The sequence below is a fragment of the Anabaena sp. 54 genome, from assembly GCF_017355725.1.
Classification (GTDB): Bacteria; Cyanobacteriota; Cyanobacteriia; order Cyanobacteriales; family Nostocaceae; genus Dolichospermum; species Dolichospermum heterosporum.
Genome location: NZ_JAAVWA010000033.1, coordinates 21,301 through 45,791, shown reverse-complemented (window position 1 = coordinate 45,791; position 24,491 = coordinate 21,301). Strand labels below are relative to the sequence as shown.

Here is a 24,491-nt window from a genome sequence, read left to right as displayed (position 1 = left end):
CCTACCCCCTGCCCCCTGTTCCCTATAAATAATATCTAACAGTTGTGACAATACGATTTTTCTTAGCTCGTAAAGCATTCTTTAAAAACAAAGTGGTTTGATTATGTAAAACACTATCCCACCAATTACGAGGTACAAAAACTGGGATAATCACAGTTGTAAAAACATCTGGATGAAGTTCTTTAAACTGAGTAACAAAATCCACAATTGGGTCAATTACAGAACGATAGGGAGAGTCAATAATTTCCAAAGGAATATCCGATTGGAGATTTTGCCATTTTTCTTGAAGTTTTTCCCGGTTCGTAGACCCAATATCTACGTGAACAGCCACAATTTCATCAGCAATTGTCCGTGCATAGTCTAAAGCTTCTACTGTGCCTCGGTTCAGTTGTCCGACCACGACTACCGCAGGGTGAGTGATAACCGCTGGTTTGGGAATGGAGATATAACTTCGGGGTGCTAAATCTTCAATACTCAGACGTTGGGCTACATATTGATAATGTTGATGAATGGCTGCAAATAAAGCCACGACTAACGGAATTGCTACTACAACTAACCAAGCACCTAAGATGAACTTTGTAGAAATAATCACGAACAATACAATGAGAGTAGCGAATGCTCCTAACCCATTCATAATTGCGCTTGCACGCCAATTAGTAGTTTGTCCTTGAAACCAGTGACGAACCATGCCAGCTTGGGAAAGGGTAAAAGAAGTAAATACACCCACTGCGTAGAGAGGGATAATGGCGTTAACTTCACCTTTGAAAATAATCGCTAAAATTCCCGCACAACTACTGAGGAGAATAATACCATTGGAGTAGACCAAGCGATCGCCCAATAGGGACAACTGACGGGGTAAAAATCCATCTCGTGCCAGAAAATAACACAGTCTAGGAAAATCCGCGTAACTGGTATTTGCAGCTAACATCAAAACCAACAGGGTAACAATTTGCAGAAAATAGTAAATAGGTCCTGTCCCCAAAATTACTCTTCCCAAGAGGGAAACTACTGTTTGTCCATCTTCGGGAACAATATGATAAATGTTTGCTAGGTAAGTGATACCCACAAACATAAATCCCAAAATCACCCCTAAATACAACAGAGTTAGCCGAGCATTTTTCCATTCTGGGGCTTTAAAAGCTAATACCCCATCAGATATTGCTTCCACCCCCGTCAATGCTGTACATCCCGCCGAAAAAGCCCGTAAGATGAAGAATAAACTTATTCCTTCCGTAGCAGGAAGAGCAGGATATGCTGCCGGAACTTGCCCAGTGCTATATTTAAACAGCCCAATGCCAATTAATAGAAAAATACTCACAATAAAGGCAAAGGTCGGAACCATAAACAACTGTCCTGATTCCTTGACACCTCTAAGATTTGCCAGCATTAATAAGAAAATGAAAATCAAACACAGAAGCACTGTATGAGATTGGAGTGCAGGAATTGCTGATGTTAAAGCCGCTGTACCCGCAGATATACTGACAGTGACAGTCAAAATATAATCAATCATCAGCGAACCACCAGCCACTAGTCCTGGATAAAGACCCAAATTTTCTCTAGCGACAATGTAAGAACCACCGCCATTAGGATAAGCACGAATGGTTTGCCGATAGGAAAGAACAACTATGCCTAAAAGGGCGATAATTGCGATCGCAATGGGTAGAGACAAGCCGAGAGTGCCACTTCCTGCTGTCACTAAAACGAGCAAAATCTCTTCTGTTGCATAAGCCACAGAGGAAAGAGCATCAGAAGAAAGAACCGCCAAAGCTGCCGCGTTGCTCAATCGTTCTTCGCTATGGGCGCTCGTTGGTAAGGATTTACCGAGGAAAAATTGCTTAATTTGAGGGTAGAAGGACATATAAAGTCCGCTTGGAAAATATGTTAACTAGAACTCAGTTGAGAATAAACTCAAACCTGAGTTTACAGAATATAGTAATTTAGGCAGATTTGTAACAAATTAACCATTACATTTTAGCCTAAAATTTTGCTAACAAAAACAAGCCTCTTTAACTACCGCTCGATGCTGGGGAAGGTGCAAAACGCAGGCGGAAACATCTTATAGTGAATTTGCAGGAAAATTATCAGATTTATTTCCCGCAAAAAGAACGGTTTTAGTGAAAAATTTCCCCTATTAACTCTTAAGAGAACTCCACAAAAAGAAATGCCCAATGTCATTCTGTTCGCGCAGCGTGCCAGAGGCATTACGAAACGAAGTGTAGTAATCAGTCGCTATACTGAAAAAATAACCGCATAACTCATCATTTGTTCAATTATTAATTAATATTCATCAATACACCATGACGAGCGAACTGGAGCGATACTACAGAATCTTAGAATTAGAGCCAGGGGCTACACTCGAACAAATAAACCAGGCTTATAAAGATTTAGTGTTTGTTTGGCATCCAGACCGTCTGCCTAAAGACAATCTGCGCTTGCAACACAAAGCCCAGGAAAAGCTGAAATTATTTAATGAAGCTCGTGATAAACTGCGATCTTTACGGGATAACCAGCCCACTCGCGCTTATTCTCCAGCACCTCAAGCCAATAAACCATCATCTACATACTCTTATCCACCACACACAACTTATCAACAACCACAGCCAAATTCAGATTTAAGCGGTAAAGATTTTAGTCGTGCTAATTTGAGTAACCGGGATTTATCAGGCAGAAATTTGAGCTATGCCAATCTAAGTGGGTCTAATCTTAGTGATACCTTTATGCACAAGGTGATTCTCAGAGGTGCGGATTTGTCAGAAGCTAATTTATTTAGAGCTAACTTACTCTTAGCGGATTTAAGAGATGCCAATTTACGCTCGGCTAATTTGATTGGTGCGGATCTTAGCGGTGCTGATTTGCGGGGCGCTGATTTGACAGGAGCGAGAATTCGTTCAGGCGATCGCCTGCTGGTAAAATTGATTGGAGCTAAATTAGCTGGAGCCATCATGCCTGATGGTATAATTCATACCTGAAAACAATCCCAAGAGGCAAGAGGCAAGAGGCAAGGGGCAAGAGGCAAGAGGCAAGGGGCAAGAGACAAGAGGCAAGAGGCAAGAGGCAAGAGGCAAGAGGCAAGAGGCAAGAGGTAAGAGGTAAGAGGTAAGAGGTAATAGGCAAGAGGTAATAGGCAAGAGGCAAGAGTAAAGAAGTTTTCAGGGATTTTACGTTTCTTTACAGAGTTTGGTTTTTTTCCGTTCACCTACTTAGGGAACACCAAAAAATAAATTACCCAATTTTGTGGGATGGGCATCCTGCCCGTCCTTGATGATTAGCGGGCAATTCGTCCCGCACCACAAGAAATTTTTGGGTATTTTTTTAATTGGAAGTCCCTTAGGGCTTGCTGATAGCGCAGCGTGGCGTTAGCCATACTCCTGAATGGGCGCAGGCCCTGCGCCCCTACCTCCTAGCGTGGCGTTAGCCATACTCCTGACCTCACAGACAACTTTTTCAGCAAACCCTACTTAGTTATAGCCATTAAAATTAATAATATAGCCATAATCCATAATATGTGAGAGAATCTACTTCCTGCTCTTTGACTCCCGAAGTCAAGTTTACATACAAAATAGGAATGCTGTATTCACAAAATTTAATGATCAATGTGGCTTCCTTCTCAGGTTATATATTTGAATAGGCAGAAAATTTTAAGTAAAACTAATACTTATTAGTCAAAAACTTCTGGATTCCTGTACTATTGACGATTGACTGGTAATTGTTAAAAATAATTTATTTTAGTTCTATTAATGATCATGAACATTGCAATTATTGGCTGTGGTTATGTAGGTTGTGCAGTTAGCAAATATTGGCAGTCAAACAGTAATTTTATGCTGACCGCAACTACCACTAGCCCAGAACGTATTCCTACTTTAGAAACAGTAGCACAAAGAGTTATTGTCACATCAGGTAATAATCTAGAAAGTTTGAAAGCCGTATTAAAAAATCAAGAAATTGTTTTATTAAGTGTCGGGGCAAAAAATGCAGATTCTTATGAAGAAACTTATGTAGATACTGCGAAAAATCTAGTTTCTCTCTTACCCCAATTTCCTCATATTCACCAAGTCATCTATACAGGTAGTTATTCAATTTATGGAGACAGAAATGGTATCTGGGTAGATGAAGAAAGCCCGCCAGCCCCAGCTAATCGCAATTCTCAACTACTCAGAAAAACAGAAGATATATTATTATCAGCAAACAATGAAAACACCCGCATTTGTATTTTACGGTTAGGTGGTATTTATGGACCGGGTAGAGAACTGGAAAAAATCTTTGGTAGAGCCGCAGGAACAACTCGTCCCGGAAATGGAGAAGATATCACCAATTGGGTTCATCTTGACGATATTGTTAACACCATAGAATTTGCTCGTGAGCATCGCTTACAAGGCATTTATAATCTTGTAGATGATAGTCATCTGACAAATAAAGAATTACTTGATAATGTGATGACAAAAAACAATTTACCTAAAGTTATTTGGGATGCAGATAATAAAAACATCCGCCCCTATAATGCCTGGGTATCCAATCAAAAGCTTAAAGATGCTGGATATCAATTCATTCACCCGCAAATAATTTTTTAGCCCCCATTCCCAATTATCATCATGTCATCAGCTACAATCAACAACGGAACAGCATTGCCAACCCAGTATTATTCTTGGCAAAACTATCGCTGTGCTTACGAAATTCATCAACCTATCAATTCGCCAGCAACAGGCATTCCTTTACTTTTAATTCATCCTATCGGTGTAGGTTTATCACGGCAATTTTGGCAACGATTTTGCCGAGAATGGTATGATAAAAATCACCAAAATTATATCTACAATCCCGACTTATTGGGATGTGGTGAAAGTGATATGCCAGCCTTAGCACATACACCAATTAACTGGGCAAAACAGCTACAATACTTTTTGCAAACTGTAATTAAACAACCCGTTATTATCGTAGTTCAAGGGGCTTTATTGCCAGTTGCCATTGAATTAGTGAAACTAGAAAAAGACCTAATTGCCGGGTTAGTATTATCTGATCCTACCTCTCGTCCAGTTATTACTAAAAATGCCCCCAAATGGCAACAGAACTTACTTTGGAGTATTTTTACATCTCCCATAGGTAATGCCTTTTTTCGCTATGCCCGTACCCGCAAATTTTTACATTCTTTCTCATCTGAAAAATTATTTGCTCTCAGTGAAAACGTTGATGATGAATGGCTAAATACTCTCATGGCAGATGCTAAGAATATGAATGGGCGTTATGCTGTATTTGCTTTTTTAGCCAGATTTTGGCAAAGGGATTATAGTCATGATATTGCTTCAATTCCTCACCGCACATTATTAGTTGTGGGAGAAAAAGCTCGCGGCATTAGTAAAGAAAGTAAACCAGAAACTCCCGATGAAAGATTAGCATATTATTTGAATTGTTTACCTCAAGGTCAGGGAGTCAAAATCATTGGCAAGAATGTTATGCCCTATGAATATACTCAAGCATTTGTTGAGGTAGTATCACCATTTATAGCTTCTATTTCCAGTTCCATTTAAAATTTCATTATTTATGCACAGTAGGAGTTAAGCTGATTAAATCATCAATATTTCGTTTCATAGTCGTGCAAATTGCGTCTAAAGGTAAATCATTTTCGTCATAACCAAAGGGATTTTCAATTTCTAACCCAATGGCTTCAATACCTAACAACGTAAAGCTAACCAAAGCAGAAATTAACCCAGTCCACCAGTCAAGACTCTGGACGATTTGAAATGGCAATAGGAAGCAATACAGCAATAATAATTGTTTGAGGTGAATAGCATAAGCCAGCGGCATTGGTGTTCTTAAAATTCGTTCACAAGAACCTAAATTATCTACCAATATATTTAATAGTTCCTGCATAGATGTCAGTTGATAACTATTAATGCAATTACGGTTATATTGCTGTTGTAAATAATCGCTAACCCAAAAGGCAATCTCTAAAGGCGGATTATTGATAATCTTCAGAGTGATGTATTTAGAATCTGGCATTAATGCTTCTAAATCACTATTTATAGGTTCACTTCGTAAATGTAGTTTTGTCGCTATGCCAAAAGCCACAAGTAAGTTTAAAGCCTCAATTTTATGATCTTTATCTTCTGGTTCTTTCTCATCAATAGATACCCAAATTTGTCGAGCTAAATTACGGATAGTATTGACTATTGCCCCCCAGCATTTTCTCCCTTCCCAAAAACGTTCATAGGCTGTATTAGTACGAAATACTAATAACAAACCCAAAACGATGCTGGGAATAACAGTCCCTAAAATTGGTTGGGAAACGGGAATTTTCAGATGATAAAGTATGGAAATTAAAACCCCAAAACCACCACACAAAAGCACCCGTTTGTAAATCGCCGCAATGACGGACCCTTTTATTTGTAAAGCACTTTCAAACCATGACAGTCTTTTCTCTAACATATAGTAAGTAGGTGGGCGTTAAAAATTGTCGTTGGGGCAAGGGAACAGGGAACAGGGAACAGGGAACAGAAAAATCAATTGTGTAATTAATTCTGTCCCATTACTTAGGTGCATTTTTCTTTGTCGGATTTGGAAAATTGAGGATATCCGTTCTATAAAACTTACCCAAAATTACCAAAGTCTAGACACATCTGGACAGCAATAATCTTAGTGTTTATTTCCTGCTTCATCGCGGTCTTAGAATGACTTCCAATCTTGTTTGCCCGCTCCACAGGCAATCTCGGTAGAACTTACCGTTTCTGACCGTAGTTCCTAAAAAGAACCGCTACGCTACAGGGATAAAAATATCCACAAACCATCGGTCAATATTCTTAGCTGCGTTGAGGTCACGATCCTCTGTATGTCCACAATCAGGACAAACATAAACGCGGCTTTTTAATGGCATTTTATGACGATGATTACCGCAGTTAAGTAGGTTGGCGTTGAAAATTGTCGTTATGGCAAGGCAAAAGGCAAGAGGCAAGAGGCAAGAGTGAAGAGGGTTTAGGCGATTTTACATTTCTTTACACAGTTTGGTTTTATTGTGTTCACCTACTTAGAGCATATTTGCGAACTAGGAAAGAATCTATCTACAAGGATTAATTCACTGCCAAACTTCTCAGTTTTTTACTCTAATTGCCTTTTAAATTCATACATCCCACAATCTGCAATTGGACCTGCTAATTTGTGGTTCTTCAAAAATGCCTTAACGTGCAAATCTTCTATCTTAATTATGCTGTGGTTTTTAGCTAGATAGTAGGTTAATTTGTGAATAGAATCCTTGCGAATATTAGAAACTTTGGCGTGTAATTTAGCCAATTTTCTCACAGCTTTTTTACGATTATTAGACCCCTTGACCTTCTGGGTAACGCTACGCTGTAAACGTTTCATGCGTTTACTCATCCGGCGGTAGGCTTTGGGGTTTTTGAATATTTCACCATTACTGCAAACTGCTAACTCCTTTATTCCTACGTCAACGCCGATGGTCGGTCTGTCTGCAAGTATAGGAGGTTTTTCAATCTCGTACTTGACAGAAATAAACCATCTATCAGCTTGTCGGGAAATTACACAGTTATGAGTTGCGGTAATTGGTAAAGGTATGGCTAATCGTACCCAACCGATTGACGGTAATTTAATTCTTTTACCAGTGTCTAGCGACTCCAGAAGCCTTGCGAAAAGCTGTAATCTGTCGGTTATTTGGAATTAGTGCAGTTTTGAATGATAAAAGCATTGATTCGACCTTCAATGTTGTGCTATGATATCTAGTATATCAGACATATTAAGATTTAGCAATGCCTCGGATTAAATTTAAACCACAAAATCAAGTAGCCTACGATAAATCACCCTTGCAATTTAAGGTTTTACCTGGAGTCAGGGAAAAAATTAAAACCGTCCCTGACACAGCAGCAACGGTTGAGGGATTTTGTTGATCAACTTATTGAAGACTTGGACAAACAGTAATATATGGATAGTTATGGGTAGAAATTATCAAGCTGTTTCTACCCCCTACCTTTAGAATCAGACAATCCAGCCGTTTTGAGGATAAAATTCTTTGTTAACTGGGATAACTAGTCCTTCCTTCGCCATAATTGCACCGGGAAAACTCGCACAAGCATCTTCACCGACACGATCTAAATAATCATCATTGTGGTCTGGATCATGATGGTAAATTACTAAGGTTTTCACATTAGCAGCTTTAGCAACTTTTATAGCTTCTTGCCAAGTGGAATGTCCCCAACCAATTTTGGGGGATTTGGGGTCACTGTATTCTTCATCAGAATAGGTAGAATCATAAATGAGTACGTCAGCATTGCGAGCTAACCACAAGACATTTTCATCTAAATGATCAGGATAATGTTCAGTATCCGTGATATAGACAGCAGCACTACCTCGCCAATTAACTCGATATCCTACTGCTTTACCGGGATGATTTAAATGAGCGGTTTCTATAATGATGTCATCAATATTGATGGGCTGTCCGATTTGCACATTGTGAAAAGTCAAATTAGACTGCATAACCTGTAATGGTACAGGGAAGTTAGGATGCAGCATTTGGTCATTTAACTGCTGTTCTATAGTAGAACCATCTGGGGCGATCGCTCCATAAATATCAAATTTATTACCACTAATAAAAGCTGGGGTAAAAAAGGGAAATCCTTGAATATGATCCCAGTGGGAATGGGTAAAAAATAAATGCCCCTCTACTGGCATTTGGGACAATAAGGATTTACCTAAAATGTGCAATCCTGTCCCCGCATCAAAAATTAGTCGTTTACCGCCCACCTGCATGGAGACACAAGGAGTATTACCTCCGTAGCGGACTGTATCTAGCCCTGGACTGGGGATGCTGCCCCTAACGCCCCAAAACTGCACATTAAATTGGTTTTCTATCCTAGACATGGGTATTGTTGACTGGCTAGACTGAGCAAAGGAATCATGAAAACACAGGACTTCTTATTGATTTAAGTGTATGCTATTTTACAAATTTTATTACTGAAAACAACATACTCGGCTTTCAAAATTGCAAGCACTTTGGCTTCAATGTCATTATTAGACTCCTACATTTACTTAAGTAATAGCTAGTCAAAATCCAGTAAAGTCACTGAAAATAATTTTTTCTAGCTGAGATGAAAATGCCTAAATCTAGGGAAATTCAAATTCCCACCCAGATAGCTGATTAAGTCCATGCCCATAAGTCAAATTATATTGTAATGGAGTAATACTGATATATTTTTTTTGAATGGCATGAACATCAAGGGGAATGTGGGTTGGTAAGTTTAATTCTATAGGTGGTTCTACATCTTCGATCACCTCTCCAGTTAACCAGTAGTAAGTTTTACCTCTGGGATCAGTTCGCTTATCAAAAACATCTACGTAACGTCGTACTCCTTGTCTGGTAAAAGTAACTCCAGCTATTTCTTCCCAAGATAGGGGGGGGACGTTGACATTCAGTAACATCAATTCTGGCAGTGGTTGGGCGGCAATTTTAGCAACTAGGATTTCGGCAAATTTAGCCGCTGTTTGAAAGTCTTTATGAGTATGACTGGTTAAACTAAAAGCAATACTAGGAATACCTTCAATGACTCCTTCCATGGCGGCAGAAACAGTCCCAGAGTAGAGGATTTCTGTCCCTAAATTTGCCCCTTGGTTAATTCCAGATAGCACTAGATCGGGTGGAGAATCTAATAAAGCCCATAATCCCAATTTTACACAATCTGAAGGCGTACCATCACAAGCCCAAGCCTTAATATGAGGATGAAAAACAGATTCTACTATTTCCGCGCGAATTGGTTGCAGTAAAGTTAATCCGTGTCCTGTTGCCGATCGCTCTCGATCTGGACAAACTACTGTCACTTCATGACCCGCTGCTGCTAAAGTGTTGGCTAGGGTACGAATACCCAAAGCAGAAATTCCATCATCATTGCTAACTAGTAATTTCATTTGTCAGTTGTTCGTTGTCAGTTGTCAGGAAGAAGGCAATAGGCAATAGGCAATAGGCAATAGGCAATAGGCAATAGGCAATAGGCAATAGGCAATAGGCAATAGGCAATAGGCAATAGGCAATAGGCAATAGGCAATAGGCAATAGGCAATAGGCAATAGGCAATAGGCAATAGGCAATAGGCAATAGGCAATAGGCAATAGGCAATAGGCAATAAATATTCTCCCTGCCCCCCTGCTCCCCTGCCCCCTGCTCCCTGCCCCCCTGTTCCCTGTTCCCTGTTCCCTGTTCCCCGTCCCCTACTATAGACTAATGACTAATGACTAATCACCAATAACTAATGACTAGCAATTTAGAGAATCAACTTTTAGCATTACGGCAAGAAGGAGAAACAGAGATCGCCTCTGCTGATAGCCTAGAACGCCTAGAAGAACTTAGAGTCAACTATTTAGGCAAAAAAGGGCAATTGGGGGCGCTATTGCGAAGTATGGGGCAAATGAGCGCGGAAGAACGTCCTAAAATTGGAGCGATCGCTAACACAGTCAAAGAAGCCATTCAAAACAGCCTTGACCAGCAACGCACAACCCTAGAATCTGCTCAAATTCAGGCACAGCTAGAGGCGGAAACCATAGATGTCACCATGCCCGGTATTTACCGTCCCCAAGGTCGGATTCATCCCCTCAATGGCATTATTGACCAAACCCTAGATATCTTTGTCGGCATGGGTTACACCGTTGCCCAAGGATCAGAAATGGAAACAGATTACTACAATTTTGAAGCACTTAACACCCCCCCAGATCATCCAGCCCGTGATATGCAAGATACCTTCTATTTACCAGATGGTAATTTATTACGGACTCATACTTCCTCAGTGCAAATTCGCTATATGGAAAAGGAAGAACCACCCATTCGAGTTGTTGCCCCAGGTCGAGTATATCGCAGAGATGATGTAGATGCGACCCACTCAGCAGTTTTTCATCAAATCGAACTTTTAGCCATAGATGAAGGACTAACTTTTACAGACCTGAAAGGAACTGTCAAAATCTTTTTACAATCAATATTTGGCGACTTACCAATTCGCTTTCGTGCCAGTTATTTCCCTTTTACTGAACCTTCTGCCGAAGTAGATTTACAGTGGAAAGGACGTTGGTTAGAAGTCATGGGTTGCGGAATGGTTGACCCCAATGTTTTAAAATCTGTCGGTTATGACCCCGAAGTTTATAGCGGCTTTGCTGCTGGTTTTGGTGTAGAACGTTTTGCTATGGTATTACACCAAATTGATGATATTCGCCGTTTATATAACAGCGATTTGCGCTTCTTACAACAATTTTAATATCCAGGTGGGCATAAGTTCCGCCTGGGAATGATAGCGAAGCGTGGCGTAAGCCATAATTCATTTCTGGGCGGGGTTTACCCGCCCTTGATAAAGTTTCTCATTCCCCTTTCCTTGCTACAGTTATGAACCAAAACTCAACCAACCAAAAATTTCCTTAACTGTTAATTCTAAATTTATATTTTCCAAAATTGGTAATTTATCATCACCTTCATATATTTCAATTTTTTGTCCAGGAAATACAGCCAATACACTTTCTTCTTCTGGGTTTAATAACCAACCTAACTCAGTTCCATGTCGGGAACAATGCAATAATTTTGTTAATACTTTTTTCTGTAGTTGTTCAGGAGAAAGAATCTCTATTACCCAGTCAGGATGAATTTCAAAGCGGTTAGCAATTTTCCCAGATTCAGTTGTGGGAATTCTCTCCCACCGGAACACCGCAATATCAGGAACAATGGTACTACCACCAAAAGTACAGCGTAGTTCGGAGAAAGCTATAGCAATTTTTTGACTTCTGGTTAGTCCATTGACAACTTCAATAAAAGTAGTCTGAATTAAGCTATGTTCACCCTGTGGCATAGGTTTTTGTAGGATTTCCCCCTTAATAAATTCTGATGCTGGTTTAGTTTCTGGTAACTTGAGAAAATCTTCTAGTGTAATCTGGCGTTCAGTGGCTATAGTCATAATTGGTAACTAGAAAGCATAGTTATATTATCAACGATAACCATACCTTCGCCATTTTTTGTAGGTTGGATGAAGCGACAGCGCAATTATATTGGAATGTTTCTTGGTTCTACAATACACATTCAATACTTGTCGGTTAAGGAAATGTAGGTTGGGTTGAGCGATAGCGAAACCCAACAAAATCCTTGATAATGTTGGGTTTCGTTCCGATTGCTTGGCGTTCACGCAGTGTCCCGCAGGGATACGTTTACGTTCCACAACCCAACCTACCATATAATGACTTTTCAGGCTTAACCGAGCAGTATTGAATACACATTTTGGTTATCTCACGTCTACCTACTTAGTGCCGCCAGGCGAAAATCAAAAGTCAAAGGTCAAAACGAAGACGGTATAAGCTTTTGGGAGATTTATAGTGGTTGGTTTATTTTCGCCGTGCTGTATTAATAGTTTTAAGATACAAATCTTTACAAAGATTTATCATTCGTCAGGAAAGTAAATCTAAAGAAATAGTTAAGGAATTATCAAATTCGCAAAAAATCAGAGATTATTAATTTCAATAACATCAGGGTCAGCCTAAAAAGACCCTAGCAAATAATAGATAAATATAAACCTGTACAGCGCCAACCTTCACCATAGAGGGATTGGCGCTGTATAATTTTTTGGGAATAACAACTGACCACTAACTAATGACCAAAACAATTGTTGTTAAAATCGGTACTTCTAGCCTTACTCAACCAGAAACAGGACAATTAGCCCTTTCTAGTATTGCTACTTTAGCGGAAACCCTCTGTGATTTGAGACGACAGGGACATCGGGTAATTTTAGTTTCTTCTGGCGCGGTGGGAGTCGGTTGTGCGCGGTTAGGGTTAACGGAACGTCCCAAAACTATAGCTTTAAAACAGGCTGTAGCAGCAGTTGGACAGGGTAGATTAATGCGTATATATGATGATTTATTTAGTATTCTCCAACAACCAATTGCTCAAGTATTATTAACTAGGGCAGATTTGGTACAACGTAGCCGCTATCTGAATGCTAATAATACTTTTCAAGAATTACTAGGTTTGGGAGTAATTCCTATAGTTAATGAAAATGATACAGTAGCGGTAGAAGAATTAAAATTTGGGGATAATGATACCCTGTCTGCATTAGTAGCTAGTTTAGTAGAAGCAGATTGGTTATTTTTATTAACGGATGTTGATAGATTGTATTCAGCCGATCCTCGTTCCGTACCCGATGCTAAACCAATTAGTTTAGTTAGTAGTATGCAAGAACTGACAGATTTACAGATTCAAACTGGTGGACAGGGTTCTCAATGGGGGACTGGAGGGATGATGACTAAAATTTCGGCAGCGAGAATTGCGATCGCTGCTGGTATCCGTACAGTCATTACTCAAGGACAGTTTCCCCGAAACATTGAAAAAATTATTCAGGGGGAACTCATTGGTACACATTTTGCACCGCAACCAGAACCAACCTCAGCCCGCAAACGTTGGATAGCCTATGGTTTGATTCCTGGAGGAAAATTATATTTAGACGAGGGGGCGATCGCTGCCGTTGTCAAAGCGGGAAAATCCTTACTAGCAGCGGGAATTAAAGCCGTAGAAGGGGAATTTGACAATCAAGAGGCGGTGCAATTGTGTGATAGTAATGGTGATGAAATTGCTAGAGGATTAGTGAATTATAATAGTGAAGAATTGCAGAAAATTTGCGGACGACATTCACGGGAAATCCCCTCAATTCTGGGTTATGAAGGCGCAGATACTGTGATTCACCGAGATAACTTAGTTTTAATTTAAATACAGGATTTCTTGTAGTAGGGGCGGGGTTTCCCCACCCAGGAGTCAGGAGAAGAAAGAAGAAAATCACCAATTACCAATTACCAAATTGTGAATCTACTCCGTTTAATCCCAATTTTTGATAATTCTGTTTCTAGCTGGGGTTTAGAAGCCCGATTGTTGCGCTGGCTAACATTAACGTGGATGTTTATTGGCTTAATCATCCTCTTTTCCGCATCCTATCCCGTTGCTGATGCCCGTCATGGTGACGGTTTGTATTATTTTAAACGGCAAATTCTTTGGGCTATAGCTTCCTTAATTATTTTCAACATCATTGTTAATCTGCCATTGCGAAAAATCTTGGGTGTATCTCATTGGTTTTTAATATTTTTTCTGATGCTGATTTTTCTGACATTAATACCAGGATTAGGAAAAAAAGCCTTTGATGCTGCTAGGTGGATAGCCATTGGCCCCATTCCTATCCAACCATCAGAATTAATTAAACCCTTTTTAGTTTTACAAAGCGCCACACTTTTTGGCCAGTGGGAAAAACGACCTTGGGGAATTCGTTTATCTTGGTTGGGTGTTTTTGGTCTTGTGCTTTTAGGAATTCTTGCCCAACCTAACTTAAGTACCACAGCACTTTGCGGCATGACAATTTGGTTCATTGCCTTAGCAGCAGGAATACCATATAAATATTTGGGAGGAACAGCCTTTGGTGGTCTGCTTTTAGCATTACTCAGTATTAGTATCAAAGAATATCAACGTAAACGCATTATGTCCTTTATGAATCCTTGGGCGGATGCCACAGGAGATGGTTATCAGTTAGTACAAAGTTTATTAGCCGTAGGTTCAGGGCAAACTTGGGGGTCGGGATTTGGACTTTCTCAACAAAAGTTATTCTATTTACCAATTCAAGATACTGATTTTATCTTCGCAATTTTTTCCGAAGAATTTGGTTTTATTGGCGGTATTTTACTCTTGCTAATGTTAGCAATATTTGCCACTTTAGGATTAATTATTGCCCTTAAATCCAAAAATCTCACATCCAAATTAGTAGCAATTGGTGTAGTAGTTGTCATGGTTGGCCAATCACTATTACATATTGGTGTAACTACAGGTGCGTTACCAACTACAGGCTTACCTTTACCTATGTTTAGTTATGGTGGTAATTCGATGGTTGCTAGTTTGGTATCTTCTGCGTTATTAATTCGAGTAGCTAGGGAGGGTAGTGAAGCAGAAGTAGTCCCTTTACGAAGAACACCGTCTGAACCTCGGACAAGAAGACGATTTTTTTAGCGTAAAACATCTATCCCGCAAAGAACTCAAGTCATCTCATTCCCAGTCTCTGACTGGGAATGAATTCTAGAAGGCTCTGACTTCAATGATAAGTAATTGGACAAAAATATTTACAGTCATTGCGAGGGAAGGGAAGCAATCACAACCCTTGCGATTGCTTCATTTCACTTCGTTATATATGGCTAACGCCACGCTGCGCTAACGCAATGACATTGTGTAATTAATTCTGTCTCACTACTTATTAGAGGCAGAGCCTCATTAACTGCATTCCTAGTCAGAGACTAGGAACGATGAGATGCTTCGTTTCGATTCGCTACACTCAGCATGACAAAACAGGATCATTTATTTTGTGGCTTACTCTTACCATTTTCTCCTAATCTCCGCAATTTAATATGACTACCTTTTTGGATAATAATTTCAAAACCAAAGCGATTAAAAATATCAATGATTTCCTGTGCTGATAATCTTCTTAACTTAGCCATAAATCGGCTGTAATTCAAAAATAAAACGAATAGTTGGATGTTCAATTAATCCAAAATCCTGTGGATTTTCCCCTTCTAAATGCAAAAAAAAAGCATCGGTACAATTTTTCACAACTTCATCTAAAGTATCCCCTTGAGTAACAACAGAAATTTCTACACACTCAGCCACATAACCAAAATCGTCACCTGTATGAATTATGGCGGTAATACTTTTTTTGTTCTCACAGCGGTAAAAAACGCCAATGAGATATTAGCACCCAAATTATTAGGGTTGGATGTCCTCAACCAAGAATTGTTAGACCGGACAATGATTGCTACAGATGGTTCTTCTAACAAATCTAACTTAGGCGCAAATGCCATTTTAGGTATTTCTTTAGCAGCAGCCAAAGCAGGTGCAGTAGCTTTAGATATTCCTCTCTATCGCTATTTGGGTGGACCTTTGGCAAATTTATTGCCAGTCCCCTTAATGAATGTGATCAACGGTGGAGCGCACGCATCTAATAACGTTGACTTTCAAGAGTTTATGATTGTTCCTATCGGTGCGCCTTCTTTTAAAGAAGCATTGCGTTGGGGTGCGGAAGTATTTGCGACTCTCAGCAAAGTGTTAGATGATAAGAGTTTGCTGACAGGTGTGGGTGATGAAGGTGGTTTTTGTTAGGCTAAAGTTAATATTCTTGATTTAGTAATGCCACAGTACGATTTATATCACAATCAAGTTAAAAATGCTCTAACGAAAGATGGATGGGTAATTACCGATGACCCCTTTATACTAGAATACAAAGGCTTGCGTTTATATGCTGATTTAGGAGCAGAAAAATTATTTGCTGCCCAGAAGATGCAGCAAAAGATTGTAATTGAAATAAAAGTTTTTAATAGCCCTTCTTTAATTACAGAATTAGAAAAAACATTAGGACAATATAATATTTATGTTAGTTTAATTAAAAGAATCAATCCAGAACGTAAATTATATTTAGCGATTCCTGAAGCTGCTTATCAAGACTTTTTTCTTAAACCAGCTATTCAAGATATTTTAAGTGATCAACAGCAGATTAATTACATTATTTTCGATCCAATTCAGGAGGTAATTGTACAATGGATAAGTTAGAAAAATACAGAAGAATTATAATTAGTATTGTTGGAAATCACGCTAAGTATAAACCTAGTCATGGAAAAATTGAGGCTTTATGTATTTGTGATCAAGAATCTGATAATTATTTGTTAATGGATACAGGTTGGGATAAAACAGGTAGGGTTCATGCAGTGGTGTTTCATCTGCGAATTATTGATGGTAAAATCTGCATTGAATGGGATGGTACAGAAAGGGGGATAACTGCGGAATTATTGGAATTAGGAGTAGAAAAGGATGATATTATTTTAGGGTTTATTCGTCCTGAATATCGGCAGTTTACAGATTTTTCTGTAGCTTAAAATAAAGTGTAAAATAAAATCAGAAGTTTTGGAAAAAATTATGACAAATACGTTGAGGAATATCATAACTCATTGTGATGATGTGCTTTTAATAAATGTTCTTCAGCCATTTCTTTTTTGACATCTTGAATTAAATCAATAATTTGCTCATGGGAATTATATCCTGTATTATCTAAGGATTCTTTTACCTGTGCTGCTAATATTTCTAGGGGAATTAATGTTTGTTCCTGAAAATTTTCTTGAGGATTTTTGGTAACAGCTTGTGTTAAAATTAGTTTCAACTCAGTCTCTAGAGTCCGTCCATGTTGTTCTGCTTGATATCTGAGATTTTCGACTAAGTTGGGTTCTAAGTTATCTAGAATTATTTTCATATTTCATACATAGCTTGCGATTGGTTTATATTATAGCATTTTTCAGGATTATATATCAACGCGGTAGGGGTTTAGCATTGCTAAACCCCTACATTTTATGAATCAATATTTTCTCTTTTCGCTTTTTGCACTTTCTCAACTTGTTTGGGTGCTTCCATTTCGTTGAATAGTTGGATAGCTTCATTAAAGTTGGTGTGGCTGTTTTCGGTTTCACCCATTTTTTGATATGTTAAACCTAGTTGGTAATATGCTTCTGCTAAGTCACATTTAGCACCGATTTTATCTAATAGTTCGATTGATTCTGAATGATGGGAAAGTGCTTTTTCAAAATCATCCTGTATTCGATATAGTTCTGCTAAACCAGTAAATGCTTTAGCTTTAACTTGAGTATAATTACTTTCTTCTGCATAAGAAATAGCTTGGTTATACATTTCAAAAGATTTTTCTATACTTCTCAAATTTTTATATGTTAAACCTAAATATACAAGCCATATGGTAGCCCATGTAGTTACTTTTTTATCAACTGTAGTGGTATAAAAGTGTAAGTTGGCAATTAAATGAAAATCTGCATTTTTTGCATCCTTCCAGTTTAAAGATGATTTTGCAAAAGATAAGCCAAAAAGTGCAGGAATTAAACATCTATCATAACCTGTTGTTTTAGACATAGAAACAGTTATCTCAAAAAAATTGATTGCTTCTTCAAGTTCCCATAAATCAAGTTTACAGATACCTATATTCATAAAAGACCCTATTTCAAGATTTTTGAGTTTAAATAATAAATCCTGCTCTTCGTTTATCTGATGTTTTAAACTTAAATAATTGACTACTAAAAATCTCGAATTTTGGTGGCATTTAATAGATTTATTAATATCTCCAGTATGCCAATATATATCTCCTAAAATGTTATTAAGATAGCTTAAATAGTAGCAATTTTTCAAATTATTTAATAACAATAAAATTCCAGAAATCATTGGCTGTAATAAACCTATCCTATAGAAAGATCTACCAAGGTACTCACCTTGCTCCCATTTATTATCTCTCCCTTTTATAATCACAGCAGCAGCTTCTTCATAATTAGGAACAGCTAAATAATGATGGTAAGCTTCAAATGCTCTTATAGCATCATTTATAGCTTCAATAGTATTTACGCTCTCAGTCCAAAACTCAGCCGCTTTATGATTTACTTCTTCCCATTCTCCACTTGCTTTCAATCTTTCTATCGCCTGTTCCCGAATAACTGGATGTAACCAGTATTCTCCCTTTTCAAACTCCACTAAACACCGATTTCGCAAAGACTTAATTACATTTTTCTGTTTCTCTTCAGAAATATCCCAAAGTAAAGCTAAAAGCGCATCAATAGAAACTCTGGGTACATCTTGATAACGAAAACATCCCAGCCGACAAAGCAGTTTATATGCTTCTGTATCTAATATTTGTAACCGGTTAAATTGACTTTCAACTAAATTTTTTAATTCCGTTTCCACGAAAGTACAATTTTCTTGCCAATAAGCGGCCATATCCCCTTTATAATCTTCTCTCATTACCCCCAGGAGGATATCCATTGCTTTTGCATTACCCCCATAAACCTTGTGCATTGCTGCCAATGAAAAGGTATCAATTTTAATTTGATAAAATGTAAAAAATTCTTTCCATGCGGTTACATCCAACACAGATAAAGGATAATGATAAATACCATTCACACGGTCATCACATAAGCGTTCTCTGCTAGTAATTAGGGTAACAGATTGCACATTTTCATCAGCCAAAATTCCCAATAATCTTACATAACCGTTATGTTTTTCAACAAATCTTCCTTTTTCATCTAGTGCAGGTTCTAAGTTATCAATTAATACTCCTACTTTGCGAGTTTTTAATTGTGTTTTTAATCTTGATAAAGTAATTCCAAATTCTCTTCCGGGTTCTTCTTTAAAATATTGTTTTAGCCATTCTTCAACCACACTTTCAACAGCAGTAATAGTTTCTTTATCTTTCGCCATTTCTAGTGGTAATATCAAGTCAAATTGAGTTAGATATTGCTTTGCTAAGGTTGTTTTTCCTACTCCTCCTGCGGCTTGGATAACAATTATTTTTCTACCTTCATTTACAAGTTTGTTGATATGGGTAATAGCTGCGTCACGTCCGACAAAATCACGCTCAGATGAATAGCATAGAACATTCTCTATATAAGATTCTGAAATCTCTTGTATTTGACTGTTTTCTCCTTCTCTTTCCTCAGCTTGTGCTGTTATGGTGTCTGAAACTTTCGGTAATTCGCGTTTTTGCAATCTCTCTAGAATCACCTGTAGGTTTTTCACGCCGACCTTTTCATCTCCTGTTACCTCCTCTAACAGTCTCCATAACTTGGGCGCATATTCACGCTGAATAGAACTATTTGCATAGCCTAAAAATTCAATATTCTTAAGCTTTTGACCTTCTAATATCTGTTGGATTATGGCCTTCTGGATATCTGAGAGGTTTTCTTCTAGCTTGGCAAAAACCCAGCTATTGGCAACTTCCACTAGTTTCAATGCTTCTTCCGCAGTCATTTGTTAGAGATGTACGAATAATTACAAATTTACCCAACTAATTTGATAATAACTGAATTTTCTGAATTTTTAGTATATTTTTCTGAATCTTATGAAGATTTTACTATTTTGTTGCAATTTTGACAAATAAAAGTTATGAACTTTTTGAATTGCTATTAAATTCAATATGAGTAAAAATTGACTCAATTGAATAATATTGGAGATCAGACATGAATTACATCCAACAAGAAAAATTAGATTTAGAGTCTCTCAAAAAACTCATAAGAGGTGAAATATTAGCTATATGGGTTCCTAATTATTTTCCCATAAATAAAGCAAAAAACTGTGCAGATACAATTTTACGAGATGAGTATGAATTTTATGCTTATGCGCCTGGTGAAGTTGGTAGATATGGTTTATCTTTTTCTGAAACTCAGTCATCAGAGAAAATTGCAAGTCAGTATTTTACCTCAGCTAAACCATCAATTGATCGAATCCGGCAATACTTTACTCCATCCTTATCACCTATAGATATTCTGCGATTAGAATTAGATGAAATATGGCCATCTGGAGCAAATATTGAACGTTATAATCAACAATTAATGTTTGTGGGTTTATGTCGGGTTATAGAACCAGAAACATACGTGCTTCCACATCAAGATATGGTTACATGGAATGTTTCAAATGAGTCTAGTTTAAAGTCAATAAAAACCCAGTTAGCAGCGAATATATATCTTCAAGTCCCTGAAAATGGAGGTGATTTGGAACTTTGGTCATTTGGCTTAGATCATGGATCTTATCAAAATAAGTCGGATGGTCTTTATGGTATTAATCATTGTCATTTACCAGAACCATCAACTAGTCTTAAAGCATTTACTGGTGATTTAATTCTGTTTAATGCCCAAAATCTTCATTCAATTCGTCCAGGAAATACACATAGATTAACAGCTTCATGTTTTATTGGTTATCGAAACGATAATTTACCACTTACCTACTGGAGTTAGAATTTTCTCAATGAATTAATAATAGTAGGCAGTCTCAAAAATTCATCTAAATTTTGCCAAAACTAAGTCAAGGAAATTAAATTATGCAGCTTGTCACAAATCCATTGTATATGATTCATCAGTACCAATATGAATCAACAGCTAAAGTTACGGATATTCAGCAGATAGAATTCGGTGGATATAATGTCTATTCTATTCATGTTGATGAAACAATATTTCACCCTCAAGGAGGAGGTCAACGTTCAGATAAGGGAAGAATAAATGACATGGAAGTTGACTTTGTGCAAAAGGAAGTTCTTGATCCTACTAATCCCAATCTCATTCAAATTAATCACATTGTGAAGGAGAAACCTGATTTTGAAATTGGAAGTATGGTTATACTGCGTGTTGATGAAGAATGGCGTTTTCAACAAATGTCTTTACATTCCGCAGGACACATATTAGCTGCTTTAGCTGAAGAAATTGAACCAAATTTAAAAGCCGTCCAAGGACATCACTTTCCTGGAGAAGCTAAAGTCACATTTATAGGTAGTCCAATTGATGAAGATAAGTTAAAGCTAATGCTAGAGGAAAGACTTGATGAAGTAATTAGAAATAGTATGCCGCTGACAATAGTTGATGAATCAGGAGTCCGTAAATTGGATGTTGGTGGTTTAACAAAAGAAGCCTGTGGTGGAACACATTTGACTAATGCTAATCAAATTAGTTCCATTAAAATCCGAAATATTAAGAGTAAAAAACAAAAAACTCAAATTGGGTATGAAATAATTACCACTCTGAATCAAAAAGGCTAAAAGATTAAGATTCTCTTCAATGGTAGTTAGCTAAATCTTGAATATTGCTATACAGCGATCGCTGTATAGCAATATTCACTTCAAAAGAGCGATCGCTTTTCTTATTCATATTAGTCAGAATCAGGATTTACAGGATTTGAGGATTCTCAGAATCTTGTACCTAAATATTAAAAATAGCAACTAATTTCTTCAGAAACAGTCAAGCAGTATAAATAATCCTGAGCATCCTGATTCAGACAAACTCCATGTTTCCTTCCATACTCAGCGAGCATTACCACCCTTCACGATTGGAAATCTTCTTTAATGTCAGCCGATTTTCCCCCAGAAACACATAAACTAACGATTGGGTTATTAGTAAACTGTAAAGGTTAAACCCTGACGACATAATCAAAATCAAGGACAAACCACGAATGACTAAATTTCTAGACACCGCTATTGAAGCCATTGTCTCCCGCGAAATCCTCGACTCACGGGGAAGACCTACACTAGAAGCGGAAGTACATTTAGCTGGTGGTGCAGTCGGACTCGCGCAAGTTCCTAGCGGTGCTTCCACAGGCACATTTGAGGCTCATGAACTGAGAGATGGGGATAAAAGCCGTTATGGTGGTAAAGGAGTCCTCACGGCGGTAAAAAACGCCAATGAGATATTAGCACCCAAATTATTAGGGTTAGATGTCCTCAACCAAGAATTGTTAGACCGGACAATGATTGCTACAGATGGTTCTTCTAACAAATCTAACTTAGGCGCAAATGCCATTTTAGGTATTTCTTTAGCAGCAGCCAAAGCAGGTGCAGTAGCTTTAGATATTCCTCTCTATCGCTATTTGGGTGGACCTTTGGCAAATTTATTGCCAGTCCCCTTAATGAATGTGATCAACGGTGGAGCGCACGCATCTAATAACGTTGACTTTCAAGAGTTTATGATTGTTCCTATCGGTGCGCCTTCTTTTAAAGAAGCTTTGCGTTGGGGTGCGGAAGTATTTGCCACTCTTAGCAAAGTGTTAGATGATAAAGGTTTGCTGACAGGTGTGGGTGATGAAGGCGGTTTTGCACCTAATCTAGAATCTAACCAAGTGGCTTTAGAATTGTTGGTAGCTGCAATTAAACAAGCTGGTTACAAACCCGGTGAAGAAGTAGCTTTAGCCTTAGACGTGGCTGCAAGTGAATTTTACAAAAATGGACAATATGTTTATGATGGTAAACCCCATAGTCCTGTTGAGTTTATTGATTATTTAGGTCAGTTGGTTGACCAATATCCGATTGTATCTATTGAAGATGGTTTACATGAGGAAGATTGGCAAAGTTGGCAATTACTAACTCAGAAAATCGGCTCAAAAGTACAATTAGTGGGTGATGATTTATTTGTAACTAACGCTACCCGCTTACAAAAAGGTATCGAACAAAAAGCCGCTAACTCGATTTTGATTAAGTTGAATCAAATCGGTTCACTAACCGAAACTTTGGAAACCATTGATTTAGCCACTCGCAACGGTTTCCGTTCAGTAATTAGCCATCGTTCCGGTGAAACTGAAGATACAACAATTGCTGATTTGGCTGTAGCTACCCGCGCCGGTCAAATTAAAACCGGTTCTCTATGTCGTAGTGAACGAGTAGCAAAATACAATCGCTTACTCAGAATTGAAGATGAATTAGGCGATCGCGCCGTCTATGCTGGTACTGTTGGTTTAGGACCAAAATAGGCAATTGGTGATTGGTAATTGGTGATTGGTGATTGTAAACAGCATTACCCATTACCCATTACCCATTACCCATTACCGAATTAAGGATAAAACCCAACTTTAGGTAATCCCAAGGTTTCATCCCAGCCTAACATCAGGTTCATACACTGAATTGCTTGTCCGGCTTGGCCTTTAATCAGGTTGTCAATGGCTGACATGACGATAACGCGACCAGTGCGGGGGTCAACTTCTATGCCGATATAACAATTGTTACTGCCACACGCCCATTTAGTTTGGGGATAAGTGCCACTATTGCAGATTTTCACCCAAGGGGAATTACGATAAAAGGCACTGTAGATGGTAATGAGGTCATCACGGACTAAACCAGGATCGCGCATAGTGGCGTACACAGTGGCTAAAATCCCCCGCACCATCGGGATGAGATGGGGTGTAAATTGGATTTTTACCTCATGTCCTGCCAATTCACTACAAATCTGCTCAATTTCTGGGGTGTGGCGGTGTCTACCAACGTTATAAGCACCCAGAGAGTTATCAGCTTCGGCTAACAACAGGTTGACTTTGGCTTGTCTGCCGCCTCCAGATGTGCCGGATTTGGCATCAATGATGGCTGTTTCGGGAACTATTAAACCTTGTTTTAACAGTGGGGACAATGCCAGTAAACTGGCTGTAGGATAGCAACCGGGACAGCCAATTAGATTTGATTCGGCAATGCGATCGCGGTACAATTCTGGTAAACCATATACTGCTGTGGCTGCTGTCGAGCGATCGCTTCTTTCTGTACCATACCAATCTGTATAAGTTTTCAAATCACCAAAGCGATAATCAGCACTCAGATCCAGTACCTTGCAGCCTTTTTCTATAAGTTGGGGAGCAATTTGGCAAGCCAGTCCATTGGGTAAAGACAGAAATACCACTTCACAACGACTAGCAATAACTTCCGGTTCTACCGCCTCAATGGGCAAATTCACTATATTAGCGAAATGTGGGTACAGGTCAGCAAAGGATTTACCCGTGCTGCTTTCACCACCTAAATAAACAATTTCCACTTCAGGATGATCCATCAGCAGTCGGACTAGCTGCACTCCGCCATACCCTGACGCGCCAACAATTCCAACTGGTACGCGTCTTAAATTTCCCATGATCTTAAATCCTTATCCACTTTTAGTTATCTATTATCAATCATCAGCAGTCAAGCT

General features: G+C 38.5%; 25 protein-coding genes and 1 pseudogene. 13 read left to right on the top strand and 13 right to left on the bottom strand.

The annotated features are described in order from the left end of the window. Positions 1-22 precede the first annotated feature (22 nt). Positions 23-1,858 carry an APC family permease gene (locus tag HEQ36_RS21855; RefSeq protein ID WP_168635480.1) on the bottom strand — a complete coding sequence of 612 codons (1,836 nt, stop codon included), beginning with the start codon at positions 1,856-1,858 and terminating at the stop codon, positions 23-25. Positions 1,859-2,297: 439 nt separating this feature from the next. Between HEQ36_RS21855 and HEQ36_RS21850 the strand changes: the two genes are divergently transcribed. From HEQ36_RS21850 to HEQ36_RS21840, 3 genes are all read left to right on the top strand, one after another. Continuing rightward, positions 2,298-2,969 (top strand): pentapeptide repeat-containing protein, encoded by a 672-nt coding sequence (locus HEQ36_RS21850; RefSeq protein ID WP_053539058.1) that lies wholly within the window; start codon positions 2,298-2,300, stop codon positions 2,967-2,969. 774 nt (positions 2,970-3,743) lie between these two features. Further along, the gene (locus HEQ36_RS21845; RefSeq protein WP_168635479.1) at positions 3,744-4,568 is read left to right on the top strand and encodes an SDR family oxidoreductase; all 825 of its coding nucleotides are present in this window, start codon (positions 3,744-3,746) and stop codon (positions 4,566-4,568) included. 21 nt (positions 4,569-4,589) lie between these two features. Beyond that, positions 4,590-5,519 (top strand): alpha/beta hydrolase, encoded by a 930-nt coding sequence (locus HEQ36_RS21840; protein ID WP_168635478.1) that lies wholly within the window; start codon positions 4,590-4,592, stop codon positions 5,517-5,519. 7 nt (positions 5,520-5,526) lie between these two features. Here HEQ36_RS21840 and HEQ36_RS21835 read toward each other — a convergent pair whose 3' ends face one another. The 4 genes from HEQ36_RS21835 to HEQ36_RS21820 form a co-directional block, all read right to left on the bottom strand. Further along, positions 5,527-6,417, bottom strand: coding sequence for a bestrophin family protein (locus HEQ36_RS21835; RefSeq protein ID WP_168635477.1), 891 nt, complete (start codon positions 6,415-6,417; stop codon positions 5,527-5,529). Positions 6,418-6,742: 325 nt separating this feature from the next. After that, positions 6,743-6,940 (bottom strand): zinc ribbon domain-containing protein, encoded by a 198-nt coding sequence (locus tag HEQ36_RS21830; RefSeq protein WP_290602872.1) that lies wholly within the window; start codon positions 6,938-6,940, stop codon positions 6,743-6,745. A gap of 143 nt (positions 6,941-7,083) precedes the next feature. After that, positions 7,084-7,545: a transposase gene (locus HEQ36_RS21825; RefSeq protein ID WP_290708442.1), complete on the bottom strand. Its 462-nt coding sequence runs from the start codon at positions 7,543-7,545 to the stop codon at positions 7,084-7,086. A gap of 52 nt (positions 7,546-7,597) precedes the next feature. Continuing rightward, positions 7,598-7,687 (bottom strand): helix-turn-helix domain-containing protein, encoded by a 90-nt coding sequence (locus HEQ36_RS21820; RefSeq protein ID WP_233455409.1) that lies wholly within the window; start codon positions 7,685-7,687, stop codon positions 7,598-7,600. A gap of 61 nt (positions 7,688-7,748) precedes the next feature. On the opposite strand from HEQ36_RS21820, the gene HEQ36_RS21815 reads away from it, so the two are divergent. Further along, positions 7,749-7,886, top strand: coding sequence for a hypothetical protein (locus HEQ36_RS21815; protein ID WP_168636213.1), 138 nt, complete (start codon positions 7,749-7,751; stop codon positions 7,884-7,886). Positions 7,887-7,974: 88 nt separating this feature from the next. Here HEQ36_RS21815 and HEQ36_RS21810 read toward each other — a convergent pair whose 3' ends face one another. Next, positions 7,975-8,856 (bottom strand): MBL fold metallo-hydrolase, encoded by an 882-nt coding sequence (locus tag HEQ36_RS21810; RefSeq protein ID WP_168635476.1) that lies wholly within the window; start codon positions 8,854-8,856, stop codon positions 7,975-7,977. A 243-nt stretch (positions 8,857-9,099) separates the two neighbouring features. Beyond that, the gene (gene surE, locus HEQ36_RS21805) at positions 9,100-9,897 is read right to left on the bottom strand and encodes a 5'/3'-nucleotidase SurE (protein WP_027400770.1); all 798 of its coding nucleotides are present in this window, start codon (positions 9,895-9,897) and stop codon (positions 9,100-9,102) included. Positions 9,898-10,237: 340 nt separating this feature from the next. On the opposite strand from surE, the gene pheS reads away from it, so the two are divergent. Further along, positions 10,238-11,230 carry a phenylalanine--tRNA ligase subunit alpha gene (gene pheS, locus HEQ36_RS21800; protein WP_168635475.1) on the top strand — a complete coding sequence of 331 codons (993 nt, stop codon included), beginning with the start codon at positions 10,238-10,240 and terminating at the stop codon, positions 11,228-11,230. A 123-nt stretch (positions 11,231-11,353) separates the two neighbouring features. Here the strand turns inward: pheS and HEQ36_RS21795 are convergent, their stop codons facing one another. Then, positions 11,354-11,917 (bottom strand): Uma2 family endonuclease, encoded by a 564-nt coding sequence (locus HEQ36_RS21795; RefSeq protein ID WP_168635474.1) that lies wholly within the window; start codon positions 11,915-11,917, stop codon positions 11,354-11,356. A gap of 686 nt (positions 11,918-12,603) precedes the next feature. On the opposite strand from HEQ36_RS21795, the gene proB reads away from it, so the two are divergent. Next, on the top strand, positions 12,604-13,713 hold the full coding sequence (gene proB, locus HEQ36_RS21790) for a glutamate 5-kinase (protein WP_053539063.1): 1,110 nt from the start codon (positions 12,604-12,606) through the stop codon (positions 13,711-13,713). A 90-nt stretch (positions 13,714-13,803) separates the two neighbouring features. Then, the gene (locus HEQ36_RS21785; RefSeq protein WP_168635473.1) at positions 13,804-14,991 is read left to right on the top strand and encodes an FtsW/RodA/SpoVE family cell cycle protein; all 1,188 of its coding nucleotides are present in this window, start codon (positions 13,804-13,806) and stop codon (positions 14,989-14,991) included. Positions 14,992-15,329: 338 nt separating this feature from the next. On the opposite strand, the gene HEQ36_RS21780 is transcribed toward HEQ36_RS21785, so the two are convergent. Further along, positions 15,330-15,473 (bottom strand): type II toxin-antitoxin system HicA family toxin, encoded by a 144-nt coding sequence (locus tag HEQ36_RS21780; protein ID WP_205748429.1) that lies wholly within the window; start codon positions 15,471-15,473, stop codon positions 15,330-15,332. After that, complete coding sequence (locus HEQ36_RS21775) at positions 15,466-15,642, bottom strand: type II toxin-antitoxin system HicB family antitoxin (RefSeq protein WP_233455408.1); 177 nt, start codon at positions 15,640-15,642, stop codon at positions 15,466-15,468. The genes HEQ36_RS21780 and HEQ36_RS21775 overlap by 8 nt, the downstream gene beginning before the upstream one ends. Before the next feature lie 48 nt (positions 15,643-15,690). Here HEQ36_RS21775 and eno (HEQ36_RS21770) point away from each other — a divergent pair. The 3 genes and pseudogenes from eno (HEQ36_RS21770) to HEQ36_RS21760 form a co-directional block, all read left to right on the top strand. Continuing rightward, positions 15,691-16,125 (top strand): annotated as a pseudogene (gene eno, locus HEQ36_RS21770) (phosphopyruvate hydratase); the annotation flags it as partial. 33 nt (positions 16,126-16,158) lie between these two features. Further along, positions 16,159-16,578 (top strand): element excision factor XisH family protein, encoded by a 420-nt coding sequence (locus HEQ36_RS21765; protein WP_027400758.1) that lies wholly within the window; start codon positions 16,159-16,161, stop codon positions 16,576-16,578. Then, a complete protein-coding gene (locus tag HEQ36_RS21760; protein ID WP_053539065.1) occupies positions 16,566-16,901 on the top strand; it encodes a XisI protein in 336 nt (111 codons plus the stop codon). The genes HEQ36_RS21765 and HEQ36_RS21760 overlap by 13 nt, the downstream gene beginning before the upstream one ends. Positions 16,902-16,963: 62 nt before the next feature. Here the strand turns inward: HEQ36_RS21760 and HEQ36_RS21755 are convergent, their stop codons facing one another. Next, complete coding sequence (locus HEQ36_RS21755) at positions 16,964-17,272, bottom strand: hypothetical protein (RefSeq protein ID WP_015080227.1); 309 nt, start codon at positions 17,270-17,272, stop codon at positions 16,964-16,966. A gap of 95 nt (positions 17,273-17,367) precedes the next feature. After that, positions 17,368-19,818: a tetratricopeptide repeat protein gene (locus HEQ36_RS21750; protein WP_168635472.1), complete on the bottom strand. Its 2,451-nt coding sequence runs from the start codon at positions 19,816-19,818 to the stop codon at positions 17,368-17,370. Positions 19,819-20,027: 209 nt separating this feature from the next. On the opposite strand from HEQ36_RS21750, the gene HEQ36_RS21745 reads away from it, so the two are divergent. The 3 genes from HEQ36_RS21745 to eno (HEQ36_RS21735) all read left to right on the top strand — a co-directional run bounded on the left by HEQ36_RS21745 (position 20,028) and on the right by eno (HEQ36_RS21735) (position 23,295). Beyond that, the gene (locus HEQ36_RS21745) at positions 20,028-20,801 is read left to right on the top strand and encodes a hypothetical protein (RefSeq protein ID WP_015080225.1); all 774 of its coding nucleotides are present in this window, start codon (positions 20,028-20,030) and stop codon (positions 20,799-20,801) included. 83 nt (positions 20,802-20,884) lie between these two features. Further along, the gene (locus HEQ36_RS21740; RefSeq protein WP_015080224.1) at positions 20,885-21,595 is read left to right on the top strand and encodes a serine-tRNA(Ala) deacylase AlaX; all 711 of its coding nucleotides are present in this window, start codon (positions 20,885-20,887) and stop codon (positions 21,593-21,595) included. A gap of 410 nt (positions 21,596-22,005) precedes the next feature. Beyond that, positions 22,006-23,295 (top strand): phosphopyruvate hydratase, encoded by a 1,290-nt coding sequence (gene eno / locus HEQ36_RS21735; RefSeq protein WP_168635471.1) that lies wholly within the window; start codon positions 22,006-22,008, stop codon positions 23,293-23,295. An 80-nt stretch (positions 23,296-23,375) separates the two neighbouring features. On the opposite strand, the gene argC is transcribed toward eno (HEQ36_RS21735), so the two are convergent. Further along, positions 23,376-24,434, bottom strand: a complete 1,059-nt coding sequence (argC, locus tag HEQ36_RS21730) for an N-acetyl-gamma-glutamyl-phosphate reductase (protein WP_168635470.1) — start codon at positions 24,432-24,434, stop codon at positions 23,376-23,378. Positions 24,435-24,491 lie beyond the last annotated feature (57 nt).